This is a genomic window from Pseudomonas sp. LJDD11, assembly GCF_024584215.1.
Lineage (GTDB): Bacteria > Pseudomonadota > Gammaproteobacteria > Pseudomonadales > Pseudomonadaceae > Aquipseudomonas.
The window spans coordinates 23,148-42,659 of sequence record NZ_JANJFL010000003.1 but is presented as its reverse complement, the minus strand read 5'-3'; the positions used below and the strand labels follow the sequence as shown (position 1 = coordinate 42,659).

Below are 19,512 nucleotides of genomic sequence, written 5' to 3'. Positions count from 1 at the left end.
TCAGGGCGCTTCACGCCACTTCAGCCACCAGGCCTTCCAGCGCGACAGCGGTTTGCCTTCCAGATCAAGCGGCCTGCCATCGCTACTGTACTCGCTGGCACGTTCCAGCAGCTTGCCTCGCTGATACTCCAGGCGCGCCGCTAATTGACCATTGGCGTGAAAACGCTGGCTCTGACCATGCAACTGACCCAGCCGGTAGTGGTCCCGGGCCGCCAGGGTGCCATCCTCGAAATAGGTGTCGGCAACGCCATGCAGCAGCCCGGCCTGATAGTGAGCCTGACGAATCAATGGGCCTTGGGCGCTGTAATACTGCGCAAGGCCATGCAGCTTGTCCTGGCGATAGTTGAGCCGGGCACTGACCACTGCATTGCTGTGGTAGATGACCATCGGCCCTTCCAGCAGCCCGTTGCGGTAGCTCAGTGCCGCCTGTGGCCGGTCGTTCTCGGTTATTTGCGCAGCCCCGTGTAACTGCCCATCCTGCAGGCGGGCGCGCAAGCGGCTGTCGCCACGCCGCAGGTCAACGTCTTCGCTACTCATCAGTTGACCTTCACCAGACCGCCCTTGATCGTCAGCATCGCGCCACCATCGACCGTCTGTTCGGCACCACCCTTGTTGGTCAGGCTGACCCCCGCATCGTTGGTCAAAGTGGTACCGGCCTTGTTATCCAGCGAAGTCCCCGCCTTGTTGGTCAACGCCGTACCCGCCTGGTTGGTCAGGGATGTTCCGGCCTGGGTGGTGACACTGGCGCTGCTTTTGGCAAGGTAGTCACCGGTGCTCTGCAGTGTCAGCTTGCCAGTGACCTTGATGGTCAGGTCGCCGCTGACCGTCAGCGAGTAATCGCCCTTGACGGTGTGGCTATAGTTGCCGTTGGTGGTCAGGGTCTGGTTGCCGCCGACCTTCAGGGTACGGTCGGTGTGGATGTCCAGGGTGTCGCTGCCAGCTTGCAGGGTGACACTGCGGTCGCCCTTCTCCAGGGTAACGGTTTCATTGCCTTCTTTGACCGTACGGGTCCGGGCGTTCTGGACAGTCAGGGTTTCGTCATGCCCCACGGTAGCGGTGGTGTCGTTGAGCACATTGAAGGTCAGGTCTTTCTGCGCTTGCAGAAACACTTGTTCGCTGTCCTTCTTGTCTTCAAAACGCAGTTCGTTGAAACCTCCGCCGCCCTTTGACGACTGGGTCTTGATCCCCGATTGGGTCTGATTGGCGGGCAAGCTGTAAGGCAACGAGTTGTCGCCGTTGTAGATGCAGCCGGTGACCAGCGGCCGGTCCGGATCACCGTCAATGAAGGTCACCACCACCTCCTGGCCGATACGCGGAATAAACTGCATGCCAAAGCCTTTGCCGGTCCAGCCTTGCGCGACCCGCACCCAGCAGGAACTGCTTTCATCATTCTTGCCATCGCGGTCCCAGGGGAACTGAACCTTGATCCGCCCGTATTCGTCGGTCCAGATTTCTTCGCCAGCCTTGCCCACCACTTTGGCAACCTGAGTGTGCATGGTCGGCTTGGGCGTGGTCTTGAGCGGGCGATAATTGACGCTTTTGGGGATGGCCTCAAAACGATTGCGGTAACTTTCGTGACTGACTTGATGAGACACCGAGGTCACGACCCAATCGATATTGGCCTCGGCGTCGTCATGACCGCTCAGCGTGAACCAGTGCCCCGGCACCAGCCAGCGACAATCGCTGTCACCCACGAAACGCTTTTGCTGGCTGCGCAAGGCGTCGACCCGTTGCTTGGTCAATGCATCGCCACGCGCCTTGGCCACGTAGCCGCCAGGGTGATCGTATACGGTCAGAGGCCCTGCACTGGCCTGCGCCTGGCTGTATAACGAGGTCGTCGGCGTGGTGAATTCATAATCGGTCGCCGAATACACCCCGGACACCGCCTGCACCACCAGCTCCCCGGAACGCACCCCATGCAGCTCACGCCCGCCCATGCCCTGGCCCAGATACGCCACCGTGGGGCCGTTGGGAATCTGCACGAAGGCATCGTTGCTGTCGGCCAGCACCAGCGTATGCGCCCCCTCTGCATGGGTGAAGAACCAGAAAATGCCTTCCTCCTCCAGCAGCCGCGACACAAAGGCAAAGTCGCTTTCAGCGTACTGCACGCAATACTCACGCGGGCTGTAGCTGCCGGTCAGCGACAGCTTGAAATCGGTAAAGCCATGGGCCTTGAAAATTGTGGTGACGATGTCTGAGGTACTGAGATTCTGGAACACCCGGTTATTGCGCGCCAGGGTCAGCCACCACAGCCAGGGGCGCAACAGCAGTTGGTAGTGATCGGCAGTGGCATCACCCGGTAACTGACGGATTTCGGCCACCAGCGCGTCAAGTGGACGCTGGTTGGCGTCGTTGTGCAGGGTGACGGTGACGTGGGTCGCGATGGCTGAGGCCATGTTCACGGCACTGTCACTCAAGCCGTACAACTGGTACACGCCCGCAACCCCGAGCGACTCCTGGCCGCTGAGTGACTCAGGATACAAAGCTGACAGTGTCGAACCGCTGAGCGCCAGGGTGCTATTGGAATCTACAGGACGCGGCATCGTTTACTTGGCGCCCTTAGAGCGGTTGCAGGGAGGGCAAAGCAGTTGCAAGTTGTCGATGTTGTTGGCCAGGACGTCCTGGATACTCCAGGAGACCAGCCGGTTGCCCAGTCTGACGGTCAGTGTGTTGTTCACCCCGACCTCATATTGCAAGTGATCCGATTCACCCGTGTTGGTGTAGCGCACCGGAATCGATCCGCTCTCGGCAATGATCCAATGGTTGCCGTTGTTCTGGGGGGTGAAGGCCGCGACTGTCATCATGGTCGTCTGCTTGACAACGTTCCAGGTAAATGTCGATTTCGCCTGCATATGATCCACATCGGCGATATCGATCGGCAAGATGCGCCCGCCACAGCGGCCCGCACATTTGAACGTATCCCAGTTGAATGGCGAGTCGAACAGCTTGGTCGGGGTATTGTCACCGTCGCGGCCGATACGTTTCCTGACGAATTCCCAGTTATGCCGGGCTACAGTCTGCGTGTTATCCCAGCCTAGACCACCCATGGGTCCTACAATCAGCAACATGTCTTGCTCCTCCGCTCCAACAGGTAATCGGCAGGCATTGCTGCCAGTCCAGGAAAATAGCTTGTTACTCCAACACCCACTCTGCCAACCGCCCGGTCACCTGGCGCATCAACACATTCTCGATATCCCTTGCCCCCGCCCCGCCACATTGCGCCAGCACTGCCTTGACGATCCGCTGATCAAACTCGAACGGCTTGCCGGTGGCCGCCTTGTAGCGCGCGCGCAGTTTTTCCAGCTTGGCCAGCACGATTGACTCCAGCGTCGCTTCATCCAGCGGCTGGTAGGCCACCACGGTCATGCGCGCCAGCAAGGCCGGGCGAAAAGCGCCGAGCAGTACCTGCTGCAAGCGGGCATTGAACGGTTCGCCTGCCAGTTCCGGCGCCGGGGTTTCCAGGATCAGCTCGGCGCCAACATTGCTGGTCGCCAGAATCACGGTGTTCTTGAAATCCACCACCAAGCCCGTACCGTCTTCCATCACACCTTTGTCGAACACGTTGTAGAACGCTTCCAGAACATCGGGATGGGCTTTTTCGATTTCGTCGAGCAGCACCACACTGTAGGGCTTGCGTCGTACCGCTTCGGTCAGCACACCGCCGTGGCCATAACCCACATAGCCAGGCGGTGCGCCTTTGAGCTGGCTGACGGTGTGCGCCTCCTGGTATTCGGAAAGGTTGATGCTGATCAGGTTGCGCTCGCCGCCATACAACGCATCAGCCAGCGCATAAGCTGTTTCGGTCTTGCCGACACCGGTCGGCCCCGGTAGCAGGAATACGCCCACCGGTTTGTGCGGATCGGTCAGCCCGGCGCGGTAAGCCTGCAAGCGTTGCGCAATGGTTGCCAATGCCACGCCCTGGCCCATGACCCGCTGGCCAAGACGCTGGGCCAGCGTTCGCAAGGCAAACGCTTCGTCGGCGAGCATCCTGCCCAGCGGAATGCCGGTCCAGTTGGCGATTACCGCCGCGACAACCCTGGAGTCAACCTGCTCCGGCACCAGGGTTTCATCCTGACGAATCACGGCCAGGCCTTTTTCAAGGCGCTCCAGCCGCGCAGCCAGTTCATCGATGCGCAAATCCAGCTCGGCGTCATCCACCGCCGGATCGACAGCCTCATTGAGCACCAGCAACTGCTGACGAATATCGGCACGCTCACGCACTGCCGCGCGCTCCTGGCTCCAACGGCCCTCCAGTTCCTGAGCGGCCAGGCGACTGTCCAGTTCCTGCTGCTCCAGCACCTGGACACGAAGGCGATGGTCCTGACCGGTCAACTGTTCACGGCGCAACCGTTGCAGTTCGTCCAGCGCAGCGGCCTGGCGATGACGCAACGCTTCCAGCGCCGGGGGCACGTCGTGTTGGGCCAGGGACACTCGAGCGCAGGCCGTGTCGAGCACGCTGATGGCCTTGTCAGGCAACTGCCGCCCGGAAATGTAGCGTTGACTGAGTTTGACCGCATCGACAATCGCGCTGTTGAGCACATCGACACCGTGATGCTGTTCAAGCCGCTCGGTGACGGCACGCAGCATCTGCACAGCGGTAGGCTCGTCCGGTTCTTCGACCTGAACCAATTGAAAACGCCGGGCCAGCGCCGGGTCTTTCTCGAAGTATTTTTTGTATTCCAGCCAGGTGGTCGCGGCCAGGGTGCGCAGTTCGCCGCGGGCCAGCGCCGGTTTGAGCAGGTTGGCAGCATCGCTCTGGCCTTCGGCGGCACCAGCACCGATAAGCGTGTGGGCCTCATCAATGAACAGAATCACCTTGCCAGCCGCTTTGCGCACGCCGTCGATAACCCCTTTGAGGCGCTTCTCAAACTCGCCCTTGACCCCGGCCCCGGCTTGCAGCAGCCCGAGATCCAGCGTGCGCAGGCTTACGCCCTGCAACAACGGCGGGATTTCGCCTTTGGCAATCCGCAGCGCCAGACCTTCGACCACAGCGGTCTTGCCCACCCCGGGAGCCCCGACCAGAATCGGGTTGTTCTGGCGGCGGCGCAGCAAAATATCGATGCATTGGCGAATCTCGTTGTCACGGCCAATGATCGGATCGATGTTACCGGCCCGTGCTTCGGCGGTCAGGTCGTGGGTGTACAGCGTCAGCAAGGAGCCGCCAGCGGTATCACTCTGCGAGTCGGCACTGGACGGTACGCTGGCCGCGTTGGCTGGCGGGTTCTGCGATTCGCCCGAGTGTGCGATGCAGTCCGGCAATTGCTCGCGCAGCTTTTGCCGTGATACCGAGCGCAGCCCGGGCACACGGCTGAACACCTCCGGGTACTGCGCTTGGTGCTCCAGCAAGGTCAATAACAGCAGTGCCGAACGCACGCTGGCAATGCCTTGCGCGCAGGACTGCTGCACGGCTGCCTCGATCAACCCCAACAGCTGTCGGGACAGGGTTGGGCTGTGGCTATTGCCTGGCGTAAAGCCGTGCAAGGTTCGCTGGATTTCAGCGCACAGCGGCGCACTGTTGACCCCGAGGGCCGGTAACAGGACCGCCAGATCCCCTTCGGGCGCATCGAGCAATTCGAGCAGTAGATGCTCGACCTCGACAAATTCATGGCCACCCTGCCAGGCACGCTGCGCGGCGCGCTCCATGGCATCGCGACAATGGCTGTTGAGGCGCCCGATCAGGCTTGCGATTTCCATGTCAGGCTCCGTTTTTACCGAGGCTGACGTCGATCCAGTAATTACCCTGGCGTACTTCACGGTTCAGCCAACTGCCCTGCCCCAGGCCTGGCTGGTGTACCTGACCAAGCCGCTGGATGTCGCTCTTGTCGACATGGATGCGCAACTCACACTGCAGTTCGGCACCAAAATAGAAGCTCACCAGCGCTGCCAGTTGTCGATGGCTCAAACGCCCTGGCATAAAACTGTCAGCCCGGGTCGGCTGCAGTGGGCCCAGATGAATGCGCACCCCCTGTTGCTGGTCCCAGGCCCGACTGCCACAGACCGCGTTGCGGCCCAGACTCAGGTTGCGCCCCTGGCGACCGAGCACCGTGCGGCTGGCTGGCGGAATGCGCCGCCAGCCGCCGAGGAAGTCCTCAATCCGCACGTTCAGGTCGAAGTGATGGCGGAGCAAGCTCTGCAAACCGGCCACCGAGCGCCGCCCGTTGGCCAGCAATGCCGCCCGGGCAATCAGTGCCTTTTCCGGAACCGACACAGGCATGCCGGGCGGCTGGCTGGTCAACCCGCAAAGCGCTTGCAACTGCTGGTAAACCGGGCTGTGTTCGCTGCGCTGATAAGGCAAAGCAATCCGGTGTTTAAGCTGGACTCTGTATAGCAGGCTCAGCAAGCGGTGCTGAAACAGGTCGAGAAACGCCAGCGTGCCCCGATCCCCGGCACGGACTCGTTGTTGCAACCATTCCTGATAGGCGTAAGGCAGCGGGCCATCAGGGCCACCGAGACCAAAAACCGGGGTATGCAAGGTCAGCCGTGGCACGACCAGCGGCTTGCGGTGCAAATGGCGGTATACCAATGGCGGGCGCAGCGCTGACAAAGGCGCAAACGCCTGTGGGGCAAGCTGCAGGCTGCTGATCTGACTGGGTGAAAACACCGGCAACAAAGGACCACGCAGGCGCACGGCTTCCTGCTGCGGATCATTGCTGCAGCCCAGTGCCGGCAAGTGCGGCTGCTCACGCTCGAGAATCTGCAGCGCCTGCAACCATTCGAAACGCTGCGGCGCCCAGCGCAGACGTGCGCTTAAAGTGCCAGGCCCGCGATGCTCTCGGGTTGCCATCTCATGATCTCCTTGTCACCTTCGACCAGCACCGTACGCACGAAGCAGTTGGTGGTGGCATACAAGGCGAAGAAATTCGCCAGTACCGCGCAAAACAGTACCCGGCTATGCCCCGCCGCGCCCTTGGAATCGAGAGTCAGGCGTACTTCGAGGCCGTTACGCCAGCCACGCCAGGCATCCTGGCCGACCCGATCGACCACCCGTTCAGTGCGTATGCCGACAATGCAGTCGATCTGCTGACGTACCGCAGAATCCTCGCGCAGATTGTGCAGCACGAGCATTTCCTTGAGCGATGCCAGTGCCTTGGGGCCTTCGACCAGCGAGGTATGGTTAAGGTTGAGCTGCGACACCAGCCGCCAGCGCGAGGCGCCGGCCAGATTGGGCATTGATTGCCGGGTCGGGCTTTTAAGCAGGTGAATCTGTGCCACTGGGCCGCTGCTTTCGAATTTGAGCACGCTATTGGGCGCCAGGCGCTCAGCCAGATGCCGATTGGTGCACAGTACCTTGGCGGTGAAATGGCGTCCGGGCTGCTCTTGGCTCGGCTGAAACTCGCTGTCGACCAGACTGAGCATCAGGTCAGTACCGGGACGCCCGGCTTTCAGGCCGCTGATGCGTCGCGCATGCCAGAACAGCGCTCGGTCGCCGACACCATGCTGGTCACCATAGAACGGCGCAACCGGCTGGATTACGCCATTGTGGCTGGATACCAGGCTGCGAATGCTGTGAATCTCTGTGCTGCTGTCGCGGTGCGAATCGGCAACCAGCAAGTGCTCACTGCGTGTGCCATCGGGCCGCAGGGTTTCGGCGGTGCGCGGAAACAGGTTGATGATTGGCGCACACCCCAGTGCGATGTCTTCGCGTTGCAGGCTGACCCGCTGGCTCGGCAGCGTATCGAACGCGATGTAGACCAGCAAACGATCAGTGGCCTGGGCCGGAATACGTAGCGGGATATCGAAAAAAGCGAATTTTTCCGGGAAGGTGAAGTACTCCACCAACAGCCGCAATGCCGGATGGACACCGTCTTCGTCAGGCAACAGGCTTTGTTGTTCAGCGAAGCCAACCGCAGCGGGTAAGGCATTGACCGCCTGCGGGGTGCCGCCTGGCACGGCGCACACAACATCAAGGCTATGCGCGGCCAGCAAATCGTAAAGCAAGGCCCGATTGATCGGCGAGCCCGCCAGGTGAATGCGCAAGTGGGTCAGGCTGTCAGGCAGCTGCGCCCAGTTCTTCTCGCCACTGCACGACAGTTGCAGGCACAGTGACGAGCTGGCGCGATTGATCGCCGTTTCACTCTGGCTTCGGTCGGTATCGAGCAGTGTCACCTCTTCAACCCTTACCGGCCACAGTGTCAGGTCAAAACCGGTACGGAAGTACAGACTGTCAGGCTGAGACTTGTCCGGGGCCTTGAACACCGACGTTGCGCGGGGTAACAGGTAGCCGTCGGCAATATTGCCCTTGGAGGTGTCGGGCACGAAACGGGCGATGGCACACGACGGCATCGGACGTAAGGCCAAGGGGTAGAGCTGTTCGAGCAAGGCGTCGCTGAACTCGGCATAACCATCGTCCAGGCGCCGCTGCAGACGTGCCGTCAATAGCGCGAAACTTTCCAGCAGGCGTTCTACATGAGGGTCCTGGGAGCCGGCCGCAGACAACTTCAAATGCCCGGCCAGTGTTGGATGGCTGGCCGCGAAATCTGCCCCGGCACGGTGTAGCCAGGTCAATTCCCGCTGGTAGTAGTCCAGCAGTTCGGCATCAATCGAATCGCTCATGCCTGACCTCGAAGCCGCCCTCACCCAGATTCATTACAAAAGCCATACTGGCCTCCTCAAGACCGCGAATATGACCGATCACACGAATGGTCATGCGCGTGCGCTGGCCGGGCACGCCACTGATTTCCACGCTCTCAAGCTCCAGGCGCGGTTCGAAATGATTGATGGCTTTGCGTATTTCACGGCTGAGCAGGCGCTGGTCCTGCTCACGGTCGGCGTACAGCGCACTCCAGTCACCGATGCCGTAATCGATGACACTGGCGGCCATGCTGTGATGGCGCTCAGTGCGCCGGGTATTGAGCAGACGCTCAAGCTCCCGTCGCACTGACTCGCCGATCCGGCGCGGGTCCTGCGCATCGAAATCGGTCGCCTGGCCACCGGCCAACAGGTCGAACAACGCAACACGCATACCCGGACTCCAGCCGATGGCGCAACAGGTGAGCGATTACTTCGATTGCAGTTTGTTGGCCGCCAGGTCCCACGTAGCCGCGGCGGTGCCTTCCTTGGTGCCGTCGTCTTTCTGGGCGGTGAGCTCCCATTTGATCTTGGTGAAGTTCAGCGACAGGGTTTCTACCGGCTTGCCGCCAGAACCGCCGCTGACGCTGACGTTGGAGATCACCACGTTGGTCAGGGTATAGACGATGAACGGCAGAATCTTGCCGTCCGCTTCTGCAGCGTTACGACCAATGGTGATCTTTGCCTCGGTAATGGGTTTACCAGAGCAGCAGTAGCCGTTGAGGTCCGGGGTCGAGGAGTCGATGAACTTGGTCAGGGTGAACTCGCCGATGTGCGGCTTGCCGGAGGTTCGTTCCGAGTTACTGACGTCGTTGGTCACCTGCATGGCCACGTTGTGGCTGTAGGACATGACTTCGATCTTGTCTGCGTAGCCTTCGATCAGCGAGTCGCCTTTGATCGTGTCGCCCAGATCCAGAATGATTGCATCCATCGGGTGTATTCCTTGCTACGGCTTTAATTTGGGTGAATGGCCCGCTGACGCACAGCGGGCCGGACAATCAGGCAGCGGCGGACGGCGGCAGCGTGGCGACCAGACGAATCGACGCAGTCAACTCTTCGAGCTGGAAGTGCGGACGCAGGAATACCGTGGCACGGTAGCTGCCCGGACGGCCCGGTACGTCAGTGACGTCAATACGCGCTTCGCGCAACGGGTACTGCGCCTTGATCTCCTGCGGCGCGTTGTCGTTGATCAACACGTAGTCGGTGATCCAGTTGTTCAGGTAGCTCTGGACGTTTTCGCGGGTGGCGAACGTGCCGACCTTGTCGCGCAGGATCACTTTGAGATAGTGGGCAAAGCGCGAAGCAGCCAGCACGTAAGGCAGCATGCCGGAAATGCGCGCGTTGGCATTGGCCTCGAAGGTGTTGTAGGTCTTGGGCTTGTTGGTAGTCTGACCGCCGAAGAACACCGCGTCGTTGCTGTTCTTGCGATGGCACAGGGCAATGAAGCCCAGGCTGTCGAGCTCCTTCTCGCGGCGGTCGGTGATCGCCACTTCGGTCGGGCAATTCAACGCCAGATCACCCGACGGGGTAAGGAACTGATACAGCGGCAGATCGCTGACCGTGCCGCCGCCTTCCGGCCCCCGAATGGCCGCGCACCAGCGGTGTTTGGCGAACGCATCGGTGATGCGCTGGGTCAGCAGCCAGCTGGCATTACCCCACAGAAACTTCTTCGGATCGGTTTTCAGGCCTTTTTCCGATGCTTTCAGCTCGCGGCCATCGTTCGGGTCGAACGCGATGAAATCGTCACCCTCGTGCACGCTCTCGGCGAAGTTGAGCATGGTCGGAACCGGCGCATTCTCCGGGTCGTATGGCAGGCGCGCGAGGTAATGCGGCAGCACCATCGACACGTAACGCGAGTCTTCACTCTCGCGGAACTTGTTCCACTTCACCAGCGAAGTGCTCTCGAAGGTCTTGGCCAGGTCACGTGGCACGCCCAGGTCGGCAAAGCTCTTGAGGTCGAACAACTGCGGGCTGGCGGCCGTGATGAGCGGCGCGTGGGCGGCAGCGGCGACATTCGACAGGCTGGTGAGCATGTCAATGTCCGGTGCACTGCGACCGAACTCATAGTCCCCCATCAGCAGGCTGAACGGGCTGCCACCGAACGTGCCGTACTCTTCTTCGTAAACCTTCTTGAACAGTACGCTCTGATCGAATTCCACGGCCTTTTTCAGGTCGTTGGCCAGCTCTTCCTTGCCGACGTTAAGCAGTCGCAGTTTCAGCGAAGTGCCGGTTTCGGTGTTGCTCACCAACTGGTGCAAACCGCGCCAGGAGGCTTCGAGCTTCTGGAACGGTTCGGCGTGCAGAATCAGGTTGAGCTGCGCGTGAATCTGGTCGTCCAGCGCCTTGATACGCTCGCTGATGGTGGTCAGCATGTTGGTGTCGGCGTGAACCTTGTGGCTTTCGACCTCTTCAGCGAACACCTGCAGCATCTGGTGCGCATGGGTCTTGTCATCGCTGCTGCCGCTCACGCTCATGGTGGCGACAATGCGGTCGAGCAACGAGTCGTTCAGGGTCTGGGTGCCGGTGGTAGTGGCAACAGGCTCTTTAGGCATGAAAAATCCTCCGTGGACGGCGCGGATCAGGCAGGGTTGGTGGTCGGGTTCGGATCTTCAGGCGTTTCATCCTGCCCCGCTGGGGTATCCGTATTCACCGGTAACGCTGGCGTTGGCGCAGGCAGTGCCGCCGCGAGCTGAGCCTGAAGCTGCTTGACCGCATCGTCGCTGGAGAGGCCGGAAACCAGACTCTGATCGAGGGCTTCGTTACCATCGAGTTTGATCAGCAGGTCTTGAAGGCGCTGGCGCTTTTCGAACAGTTCTTTCAAGCCATTGACCTGACGAACCAGTTTTTCGGGGCTGAAATCATCAATGCTGTTGAATTGCAGATCGACTTTGAGATTACCGCTTTGGCCTTCCAGAACATTTTCAACAGTGAAGCTCACTTGCGGGTGAATCTTGCTCAGCACGGTATTGAAATTGTCACGATCAATATCTACAAACCCCCGCTTATCCAATCCTGCCTTGGCCGGCGCTGAATTACCTGACAAGTCGGACAGAATCCCCACGACCAGAGGCAACTCCTTTGTTTCAAAGGCGTTGCCAATTTCAACGTCATAAGTGATCTGGACCCGCGGCGGACGATTGCGCCCCAAATAACGCTGTTTGCTTTCCTGATTCGCTGCCATGCCTTACTCCTTCAGATGCCTCGCCACACAGGAGGCCAGGCACACACTGTCGACAAATTCTGACTACACAGGCGCAACTCCCGTTGGAAAGCTGGCTGGGCAAAACATTAGAAGAAGGCTATAAGAAAGCAAAGAAATTTCTTACAAAACCTATGTTGGATTCGTATGAATTTGTCGAAGTTCCCTACAATCAAAGTTTTGGTTGTCGTATTGACAGTTTTTCTGATAAACGGTTGCAGCCTTTTTGCTCAACGCGTTCAATTGCACAGCGTGCGCATTGACGTCGAGCCAAGAGCCAACAACGACACCCCACTGGCGCTGGACTTTGTAGCTGCCAGTGATGCCGTGATGCTCGACCGCCTCAAAGCCACCACCGCCAGCCAGTGGTTCGAACAACGCGAGCAGTTGCAACGCGATTATCCAGGCGCCGTGCACATCTGGAGCCTGGAGGTAGTACCCGGTCAATTGCTCAACCTGACCGACAACCCGCTGCACCGCCGCAAGGCGCAAGGCTTGCTGATTTTTGCCCGCTACAGCACGCCAGGCCCGCATCGCCTGCTGCTGCAGGCACAAGACAGCATCTGGCTCAAAGTGGGTTCGCGCGAGATGCGCCTGCTTGATGCCAAGGGGCAATGAACGCAGGTTTCTCAGGATGGCTCAGGAGTCGAGAATGCGCAGTACCCCGGACGCGATTTGCTGGTACGAAGGCATGCACTTGCTGCCCCAGCATTTCCAGTTGCAAGACCTGCGAGCGCAAAGCCTGAGCGCCCGCCTGACAGAACATTCCCGCCCCTGGTACTGGGGCGTACAGCAATTGCAGATCGATCAACTGGCACTGAGCAACGGAACGCTGCGCATCAGCGCCCTCAATGCGGTAATGCCCGATGGCCTGGTGGTGGAATTCAACCCCGAACGCGACAGGGACTTTGTCCCGCAACTGACCATCACCCCCAAGGATTTTGAAGACCAGCGCAGCCTGATCGTCTACCTGGCGGTCGATCCGTTGTGGCGCTCCGGGCAACTGGTGCCGCTCAATGGCCGACTGCGCTCAGACAATGCTCAGCCGGTGCTGGACCTGAGCAGCGGCGAACACCCCGAGACCGTCAGCGTGTGGCGCCCGAACCTGCGCCTAGTGCTGGCGGCCGGACGCTCCGACTCGGTATGCCTGCCCCTGCTGCGCCTGGGCTGCGAAGACAACGTCATCAGCCAGCTGCCCTACACCCCGCCCACCCCGCTGCTCACGGCCCAGTCGCCGATTGGCTCAAGAATCGCCAGCCTGTGTGAGCAGGTGCGCCAGAAAGGCGAAGCACTGACCCGACGCTGGATCCAGTTGCAGGAGGCCGGCAAAGGCAACGACAGCGCTGAATTACACATGTACAAACGCGCCGACTTGCGCATGCAGATCAACGCGTTGTGGTCGCGTCTGCCAGAGCTGCAAGCCAACCTGGAAACCGGCGTCGCCACGCCAGTTTCACTGTACTTGCAACTGACCGGCATGGCCGGAGCAATCGCCAGCCTGCAACCGGAGCTGGGCGTGCGCAGCTTCGCGGCATTGAATTTCGAAGACCTGCAGGCCGGCTTCGATCCCGTGCTGGACTGGCTCGAATCACGCCTGAGCAGCATCAGCGCCGGTTACCAGCGACGCAGTTTCGAGTTGCGCGAGCGATTGTTCCTGATTGGTCTGCAAGACACCAGAAGCACCCAGCAAGCACTGATCATCGGCCTGCGCATGCCCTCAGGGTCTACGCCACAAGCCGCACGCGGCTGGCTGGAACAAGCGATCATCAGCTCTCGCCCGCATCTGCCGGCCCTCAGCCGTCAGCGCATGCGCGGCCTCGAGTTTGGCAGCCTTGAGCGCGATGAGTTGATTGCCTGCGGTGCCGGCGAAGACATTCGCCTGTTCAAAATCCACGCCAGCGGCCAATGGTTCACCCCCGACAGCGAGCTGTGCCTGTACGTACCACCTGGCAGCGGCTGGGTAGAGCCTGCCGAAATCGTCATGTTCGACATGAGCAGACCGGACTGAACCCCTCAGGGATTGATCGCACATGTTTGATAACGACCCATCGCAGTCCGGCGCGAACTTCGAAAGCACGCCGCTTTCCTCGGCGCTCGGCCGCGCCTGGCTTGAATGGCTGAGCTTCTGGCAAACGCGTGCCGACACCCTCGCAGCACAGGATCAGACCGCTCAAGTGGCTGAACAAGTCAGCCTGATTGCCCGGCGTCTGTGGCGTAGCGCCTATGCAGCGGTAGGTGAGGCGCAGGGCGATCAGGCCAAGGCAACACTGTTCGCGTTTGTCGCTGTGGTCGACGAGTTTCTGCTGTTTACTTCGTGGGCAGGCCAGGCAGCCTGGGTCGAGCAACCGATGGAAAGCAGGCTGTTCAAGACGCGCATGGCCGGTGATCGGCTGCCACTGGAAATCAAACGGGTACTGGACAGTCGCGATCCTGCCCTGCGTGATCTGGCCAATGTCTACCTGCTGTGCCTGACGCTGGGCTTTCAGGGCCGCTTGCGCAACGGCAACGGCAAGGCGCTGCACGAGAAATGGCGGCGCGCGCTGTTTACCTTCAGCCGCCAGCGCCCGCCTTCACTTGATCAAGTGCAGTTGCAGATGGAGCGGCTCGGCGCCCGACCGGCACAACAGATGCCACAGCGCAGTAGCATGCCCGATGGTTACCGACTGGTACTGGCCCTGACCCTTGGCCTGGTGTTGCTGATCGGCCTGGGGCAAGGCCTGTGGTGGGATGTGAGGCAACATCTGGAAGCGAGCCTGGGGCAGCCGAGCACGGAGCAGAGCGAGTGATGAGTACTCTGGATCTGATTCTTGTCGGCATTATTTTGCTGCTCATCCTGTCGGTCGTGATCTGGAAGTTTTCCAGCATGCACCTGAGCGGCGCCAACCGCAGTTACTACAACGCCCTGCGTGAGTGGGAACAGGCGCTCGGCGTCAATGATCGCTACGAAACGCCATGGACACTGATGGTCGGCGACGACGAGTTGGCCACCCCACTGCTTAACGGCTGGGGCCTGCAAAGCAGCGCCCGGCCGGCCTGGTTTGGACGCTGGTGGTACGGCCCGGAAGGCGCAGTGCTGGTGGTGCCGAATGCCTTGTTCAACCATGGCGAAAACGCCAGCGTGCAGCTCAAACTGTGGCGTCAATTGCTCGGCCTGCTGGTTCAGAGCCGGGCGCGCCGACCACTGGATGCGGTGATCTGGCTCTGCGCACTGGACCAGCTGACCGACAGCCAGGCTACCGCGATGACCGGCGCGGCGGCCCGCCGCAAGTTCATCGACCTGCAACAGCGCCTGGGCTTGAGCCTGCCGGTGTACATGGTCGCCAGCGGTGGTGAAGGCGTTCCGGGGTTGGTGGATCTGGTCAACATCCTGCCCACCACGACCGAAGATCTGCCACTGGGCTGGACCTCACCGTACGATGCGCAAACCCGCTGGAACCCCGGCTGGATCACTCAAGCGATCAGCCAGATGCAGACCGCTCTGGCCGACCTGATCCTGGAGTTGGGTACGCTACGCGGTGAAATCCATGCCGATCTTTTTCAACTGCCTCAACACCTGCACGCGCTGCACGACCCGTTGCAAGCGTTGTGCGACTCGGTGTTTCAAGGTAACGCACTGGGCGAGGCGCCGCGCTTGCGCGGGATTTGGTTCTGCGTTGCAGCCAGTGCGGTTGCGCGTGCCGCCCCGGCCGAAGCCGACCTGTTTGCCGAGATCGCCGACCAGCCCGCTGAGCCGCCGCTGTTCAGTCGCCGGTTGTGGCGCCAGCGCATCACTGCCGACCAGGGTCTGGCTCAGCCGATCGGCCGCATCCTGCAACTGCGCCAGCGCTGGCAGCGGGTGGTGGGCGTAGGCGCACTGCTGTTTGGCGTGCTCTGGGCATCAGGCATGCTCTGGGTCTGGCATGCACGCAGCGCCGACGCAGAGCGCCTGGCGCAACTGCTCAACGACGATCAGGCGCTGGTGCCCCAAGGAGAGGACGATGCCCGGGCGCGCCAGCGTATCAACAGTTTTTGGCACGTTCTGAGCACCGCACCGCGCTGGCACCTGGGCACGGTACTGTTGCCTGGCTCGCGGCTTTATGGCCTTGATCAGAAGCTTGATCATGAACTGCAGCAGCGTGCCGCGCTGCAAATGTTCGGCCCCGTCCGCCAGCGCCTGCAACGCGATCTTGAACAACTGGTCAACGATAACAGCGATGCTCATAACGATACGGGCAATAGCGAAAATGCCTGGCAACAGGCCCAGCAGATTGTCGAGCAGGCCCAGGATCTGGAACGTCGCACTCGCCTGTTCAATCAGAGCCTGAGCCTGAGCGAGCGCCCACTGGACGATATCGCGCAACTGGCCAACGAACTGTTCGGCCTGAGCCTGCAGAGCAAGAGCCTGAGCAACGAAGCGCTGTACCAACGTATTTTGAGCGATCCTCAAACCGCTCTGGCACGCCCTCTGGACCTGGACACCGCCAAGGCCGCCGTTGCCCGGCGCTATCAACAGAGCATGCATCAGTGGCTCGACGGCCAGTTCTCCAGCACCGACTTCAGCCAATTGTCGCAACTGCTCAACCTGCATCTGGGCAAGCTGCAATCAGGCCAGCGCAGCAGCATGAGCGAGCTTGAGCAGATCGACTCGGCGATTGGCCAATTGCGCCAGGTGATCAACCATACCAACGCGGCATGGAGTCAGGGTTCGGCGGTCGAACTCACTGCCGCCTATAAAGAGAGCCTGCAGCGCGCCCGACAAAGCAGCCTGATCGGCCCGGCAGTGGTCGAGCAGATCGAGCAATACGCCAAACGTACCAAGCGAACGTTCAAAGACCACTGGCTGGACCGTGGCGATCAACAGCAAAGCTTGTTGCACCAGCAGGCGGGCGGCACCCTTGCACTGCAAAGCAATCTGGAAAAGCTTGATCAAGGCATCGAAAACCTGCTGCGCGAAGACTTCGCCCAGGCCGCCCTGAACAACAGCGGCCTCTCGTTACAGAACGGCGAAGGCTTGCGCAACATCGACAGCAGCAGCCTGGGCGCCGCCTTGCAGTACCATGCCAGCTATCAGAGCTTTCTTGATCAGCAGGTTGCCGAACTGCCAGCCGCCTACCGCAAAGGACTGCTGGCTTCGGCCCGTGCCGCGGCCAATCTGGCCATGTGGCAACGCTTGAGCACGCGCGATACGACGTTAAGCTGGAGCGCTGCCGGCACCCAGCGCAACTTCGATCTGCCGGTGGAAAAGGCCTTGCAACTGATGCAGGCACTCGCCGATGTGGGTGACAACCATCAAGTCGAGCTGCTGCGCCAAGAGTTCAATCGCCGCGCCCTGAATGACATGCAGCGGGCCACGGCAGACCTGCAGAACATGCCCATTCTCAACTCACCGATCAACTTCGCCGCCTGGGATGGAACTCGCAACCTGGCCTTGCGCAGCTTTCGCGAGCCGGATGTGCCTAACCTGCAGCAATCGATGGCTCGTCAGTTCCGGCTCATAATCGACACCCTGCAACAGATCACGCCAGCCATTGACTGGATCAACACCCAGCGATCATTCCTGTCAGGCAGCGACCTGGAATTGGCTGAAAGTATCAGTGACACCATTGCGTCGATGAAAAAATACAGCGAACAGAACCCGACCAGCCCGGCGCTGATGTACCAGCAACTGGTGGCCCGCGAGTTCAACGACATGGACATGGGCAATTGCAGCAAGACGCTCGCGGCCGCCGCGCTGCCCCAGGAGCGCGGCCGCTTCGCGGTATTGGCGCGGCAAACCTGGGAGCAGGCCCGTCAACGCTGCGCCGCACTGCAGAATTACACCGCTGCGGTGGCCTGGCAGCAACTGGCGGTTTACTTCAATACCTACCTGGCTGGACGCTTTCCATTCAGCAACAAACAAAGCGCGGTAGATGCCAACCCTGACCGGGTGCGCGAATTCCTCGAACTGGTCGAGAAGTACCTGCCCGATGCCTATAACGGGCTGCAAAACAATATCTCCAGCAATAGCGGACAGGCCGCCGATTTCCTGTTCAACCTGCAACAGGCACGCGCCTGGCTGGGCCCCATGCTGATCCGTGACAAGGAAGGTTTGCGCGGTATGGACGTCGAGGTGCGCTGGCGCACCGACCGCGAAGAAGAGCGCGGCGCCGATCAGGTCATCGAATGGAATATGGAAACCGGCTCGCGCCTGGCCAGCTACCCGGCCGAGAGTATCAGCCACACCAACTGGACAGTTGGCGAGCCCGTGCGGCTGAACCTGCGTTGGGCACAAGGCAGCAGCCAGCGCCCACTTGATGACGCCACGCAGGCAGCACTGAGCGTATCCGGCCTGAGCGCCAGCTGGACTTACGAGGGCCCATGGGCGCTGCTACGCCTGATTCGCAGCCATCAGGCCATCAATCATTTCACTGCGCGCGACAACGCCGACCGGCCACTGGCGATCCAGTTGCCATTGCTGACGCCAAACCGCAACAGCGGCGCCTTGATGTTCTTGCGCTTCTCACTCAAGGCTGTCGGTGGCAAACAGCCTCTGATACTGAGTGAGTTGCCGGTTCGCGTACCGCCGTCACCCTACCCTGTCATCGACCCGTTACCCGAGCCGATCACCGCCGAGTTCAAGCCATGACCGATACACACTCCCTGGACAGCCTGCGCGAACAATTGGCGCAGTTGCTTGCCGCGATCCCCGGCGAAGACCCCACCGGCCCCAGCCTGCAGGACTCGCCCGAGATCGACCGGCTGCGCGAGGCACGCCGTGAAGATGATGCGAGCCTGCCCATGGGCGTGTGGGAGCACGCCCTCAAGCGCAGCAATTGGCCCAATGTCGAAGCCATCACCAGCCAACTGCTTGCCACCCGCAGCAAGGATCTGCTGCTCGCCGCCTGGCTCGGCGAAGCCTGGCTGCACAATCACCGCCTGGCCGGGTTATGCGCCGCACTGGAGCTGCTCGTCGAGCTGGGTGAGCGCTATGGCACCCGGCTACATCCACGCTCAGGCGATCAGGACCCCAGCTGGCTGGCGCCACCGCTGGCCTGGGCAGCACGCAAGTACAGCGAGATACTCAATGTGCGCATGCCGATGCTGGACGTCCAGCTTCGTGACCGAGAACCACTGACCCACTCTCAATGGCTCCAGGCACAGAAACAGGTCCGCGTCACCGGTGACAATAAACGCGCCCAGGCTCAAGCCAAAGAAGCCGAAGTCATCTTGCGTGGCTGGGCCGAGACGGTTCTGCAAGTGCCAGCCCGCGAAATCGCCTTGCAGGTCGACCTGCTCACCACCTGCCTGCTCAATCTGGAGCGCCTCAACCGCTGGAGCGACCTGCACCTTGGTGAAGAGGCCCCCAGCCTTATCATCCTGCAACATGCACTGGAACAGCAGCGACAGGCCCAACAGGAATTTCTCGCCATGCACCCCGAGCCCGCCCCTGCGCCGGTTATCCAGCCGGCAGCGGCAATCTCCGAGCAAGCGCCCGCGGCACCTGAGCGCGCCGCTGAAGTCGCCGCGATGGGTCCTCCCCAGTCCCGGGAGGCCGCCTATCAACAACTGAAGGTTATCTCCGAGTACCTGGCACGGATCGAGCCGCACAGCCCGGTGCCGTATCTGATTGACCGGGGCATCGAATGGGGCAACAAGCCCTTGCGCGACCTGCTGGGTGAACTGGTCAATGCCGATGTCGATACCCGGAGGATCTGGTCGGTACTGGGGGTGTTGCCGTAAGCCTTGCGCCCGCACCAGCCCTTGCACTTGCTGGCGCGGCTGTCTTG

At 60.9% G+C, this 19,512-nt stretch carries 16 protein-coding genes; 6 read left to right on the top strand and 10 right to left on the bottom strand.

The window, feature by feature from the left end:
- The 10 genes from NRB16_RS05110 to tssB form a co-directional block, all read right to left on the bottom strand.
- Positions 1-537, bottom strand: coding sequence for a toxin-antitoxin system YwqK family antitoxin (locus NRB16_RS05110; RefSeq protein WP_045491469.1), 537 nt, complete (start codon positions 535-537; stop codon positions 1-3).
- The gene (tssI, locus tag NRB16_RS05105) at positions 537-2,543 is read right to left on the bottom strand and encodes a type VI secretion system tip protein VgrG (protein ID WP_257105608.1); all 2,007 of its coding nucleotides are present in this window, start codon (positions 2,541-2,543) and stop codon (positions 537-539) included. Before tssI ends, NRB16_RS05110 begins: the two co-directional genes overlap by 1 nt.
- Before the next feature lie 3 nt (positions 2,544-2,546).
- Complete coding sequence (locus NRB16_RS05100; protein WP_052483489.1) at positions 2,547-3,068, bottom strand: HNH endonuclease signature motif containing protein; 522 nt, start codon at positions 3,066-3,068, stop codon at positions 2,547-2,549.
- Between the two features lie 64 nt (positions 3,069-3,132).
- Positions 3,133-5,694 (bottom strand): type VI secretion system ATPase TssH, encoded by a 2,562-nt coding sequence (gene tssH / locus NRB16_RS05095; protein WP_257105607.1) that lies wholly within the window; start codon positions 5,692-5,694, stop codon positions 3,133-3,135.
- Between the two features lies 1 nt (position 5,695).
- Positions 5,696-6,784, bottom strand: coding sequence for a type VI secretion system baseplate subunit TssG (gene tssG, locus NRB16_RS05090; protein WP_045491477.1), 1,089 nt, complete (start codon positions 6,782-6,784; stop codon positions 5,696-5,698).
- On the bottom strand, positions 6,748-8,553 hold the full coding sequence (tssF, locus tag NRB16_RS05085; RefSeq protein ID WP_257105606.1) for a type VI secretion system baseplate subunit TssF: 1,806 nt from the start codon (positions 8,551-8,553) through the stop codon (positions 6,748-6,750). Before tssF ends, tssG begins: the two co-directional genes overlap by 37 nt.
- The gene (gene tssE, locus NRB16_RS05080; protein ID WP_257105605.1) at positions 8,537-8,962 is read right to left on the bottom strand and encodes a type VI secretion system baseplate subunit TssE; all 426 of its coding nucleotides are present in this window, start codon (positions 8,960-8,962) and stop codon (positions 8,537-8,539) included. Before tssE ends, tssF begins: the two co-directional genes overlap by 17 nt.
- 36 nt (positions 8,963-8,998) lie before the next feature.
- Positions 8,999-9,499 (bottom strand): Hcp family type VI secretion system effector, encoded by a 501-nt coding sequence (locus NRB16_RS05075; RefSeq protein WP_045491483.1) that lies wholly within the window; start codon positions 9,497-9,499, stop codon positions 8,999-9,001.
- A 67-nt stretch (positions 9,500-9,566) separates the two neighbouring features.
- Complete coding sequence (gene tssC / locus NRB16_RS05070) at positions 9,567-11,120, bottom strand: type VI secretion system contractile sheath large subunit (protein ID WP_045491486.1); 1,554 nt, start codon at positions 11,118-11,120, stop codon at positions 9,567-9,569.
- A 26-nt stretch (positions 11,121-11,146) separates the two neighbouring features.
- Positions 11,147-11,749, bottom strand: coding sequence for a type VI secretion system contractile sheath small subunit (tssB, locus tag NRB16_RS05065; protein ID WP_045491488.1), 603 nt, complete (start codon positions 11,747-11,749; stop codon positions 11,147-11,149).
- Positions 11,750-11,832: 83 nt separating this feature from the next.
- On the opposite strand from tssB, the gene NRB16_RS05060 reads away from it, so the two are divergent.
- From NRB16_RS05060 to tssA, 6 genes are read left to right on the top strand one after another with little or no spacing between them, the layout of a single operon-like run.
- The gene (locus tag NRB16_RS05060; protein ID WP_257105742.1) at positions 11,833-12,030 is read left to right on the top strand and encodes a hypothetical protein; all 198 of its coding nucleotides are present in this window, start codon (positions 11,833-11,835) and stop codon (positions 12,028-12,030) included.
- A complete protein-coding gene (locus NRB16_RS05055) occupies positions 12,020-12,385 on the top strand; it encodes a type VI secretion protein (protein ID WP_373568431.1) in 366 nt (121 codons plus the stop codon). Before NRB16_RS05060 ends, NRB16_RS05055 begins: the two co-directional genes overlap by 11 nt.
- A 34-nt stretch (positions 12,386-12,419) precedes the next feature.
- Positions 12,420-13,775, top strand: a complete 1,356-nt coding sequence (tssK, locus tag NRB16_RS05050; protein WP_257105603.1) for a type VI secretion system baseplate subunit TssK — start codon at positions 12,420-12,422, stop codon at positions 13,773-13,775.
- Between the two features lie 22 nt (positions 13,776-13,797).
- On the top strand, positions 13,798-14,553 hold the full coding sequence (locus NRB16_RS05045) for a DotU family type IV/VI secretion system protein (protein ID WP_045491494.1): 756 nt from the start codon (positions 13,798-13,800) through the stop codon (positions 14,551-14,553).
- Positions 14,553-18,371 carry a type VI secretion protein IcmF/TssM N-terminal domain-containing protein gene (locus NRB16_RS05040; RefSeq protein ID WP_257105602.1) on the top strand — a complete coding sequence of 1,273 codons (3,819 nt, stop codon included), beginning with the start codon at positions 14,553-14,555 and terminating at the stop codon, positions 18,369-18,371. The genes NRB16_RS05045 and NRB16_RS05040 overlap by 1 nt, the downstream gene beginning before the upstream one ends.
- The gene (gene tssA, locus NRB16_RS05035; RefSeq protein WP_257105601.1) at positions 18,368-19,465 is read left to right on the top strand and encodes a type VI secretion system protein TssA; all 1,098 of its coding nucleotides are present in this window, start codon (positions 18,368-18,370) and stop codon (positions 19,463-19,465) included. The genes NRB16_RS05040 and tssA overlap by 4 nt, the downstream gene beginning before the upstream one ends.
- The last annotated feature ends 47 nt before the right edge of the window (positions 19,466-19,512 follow it).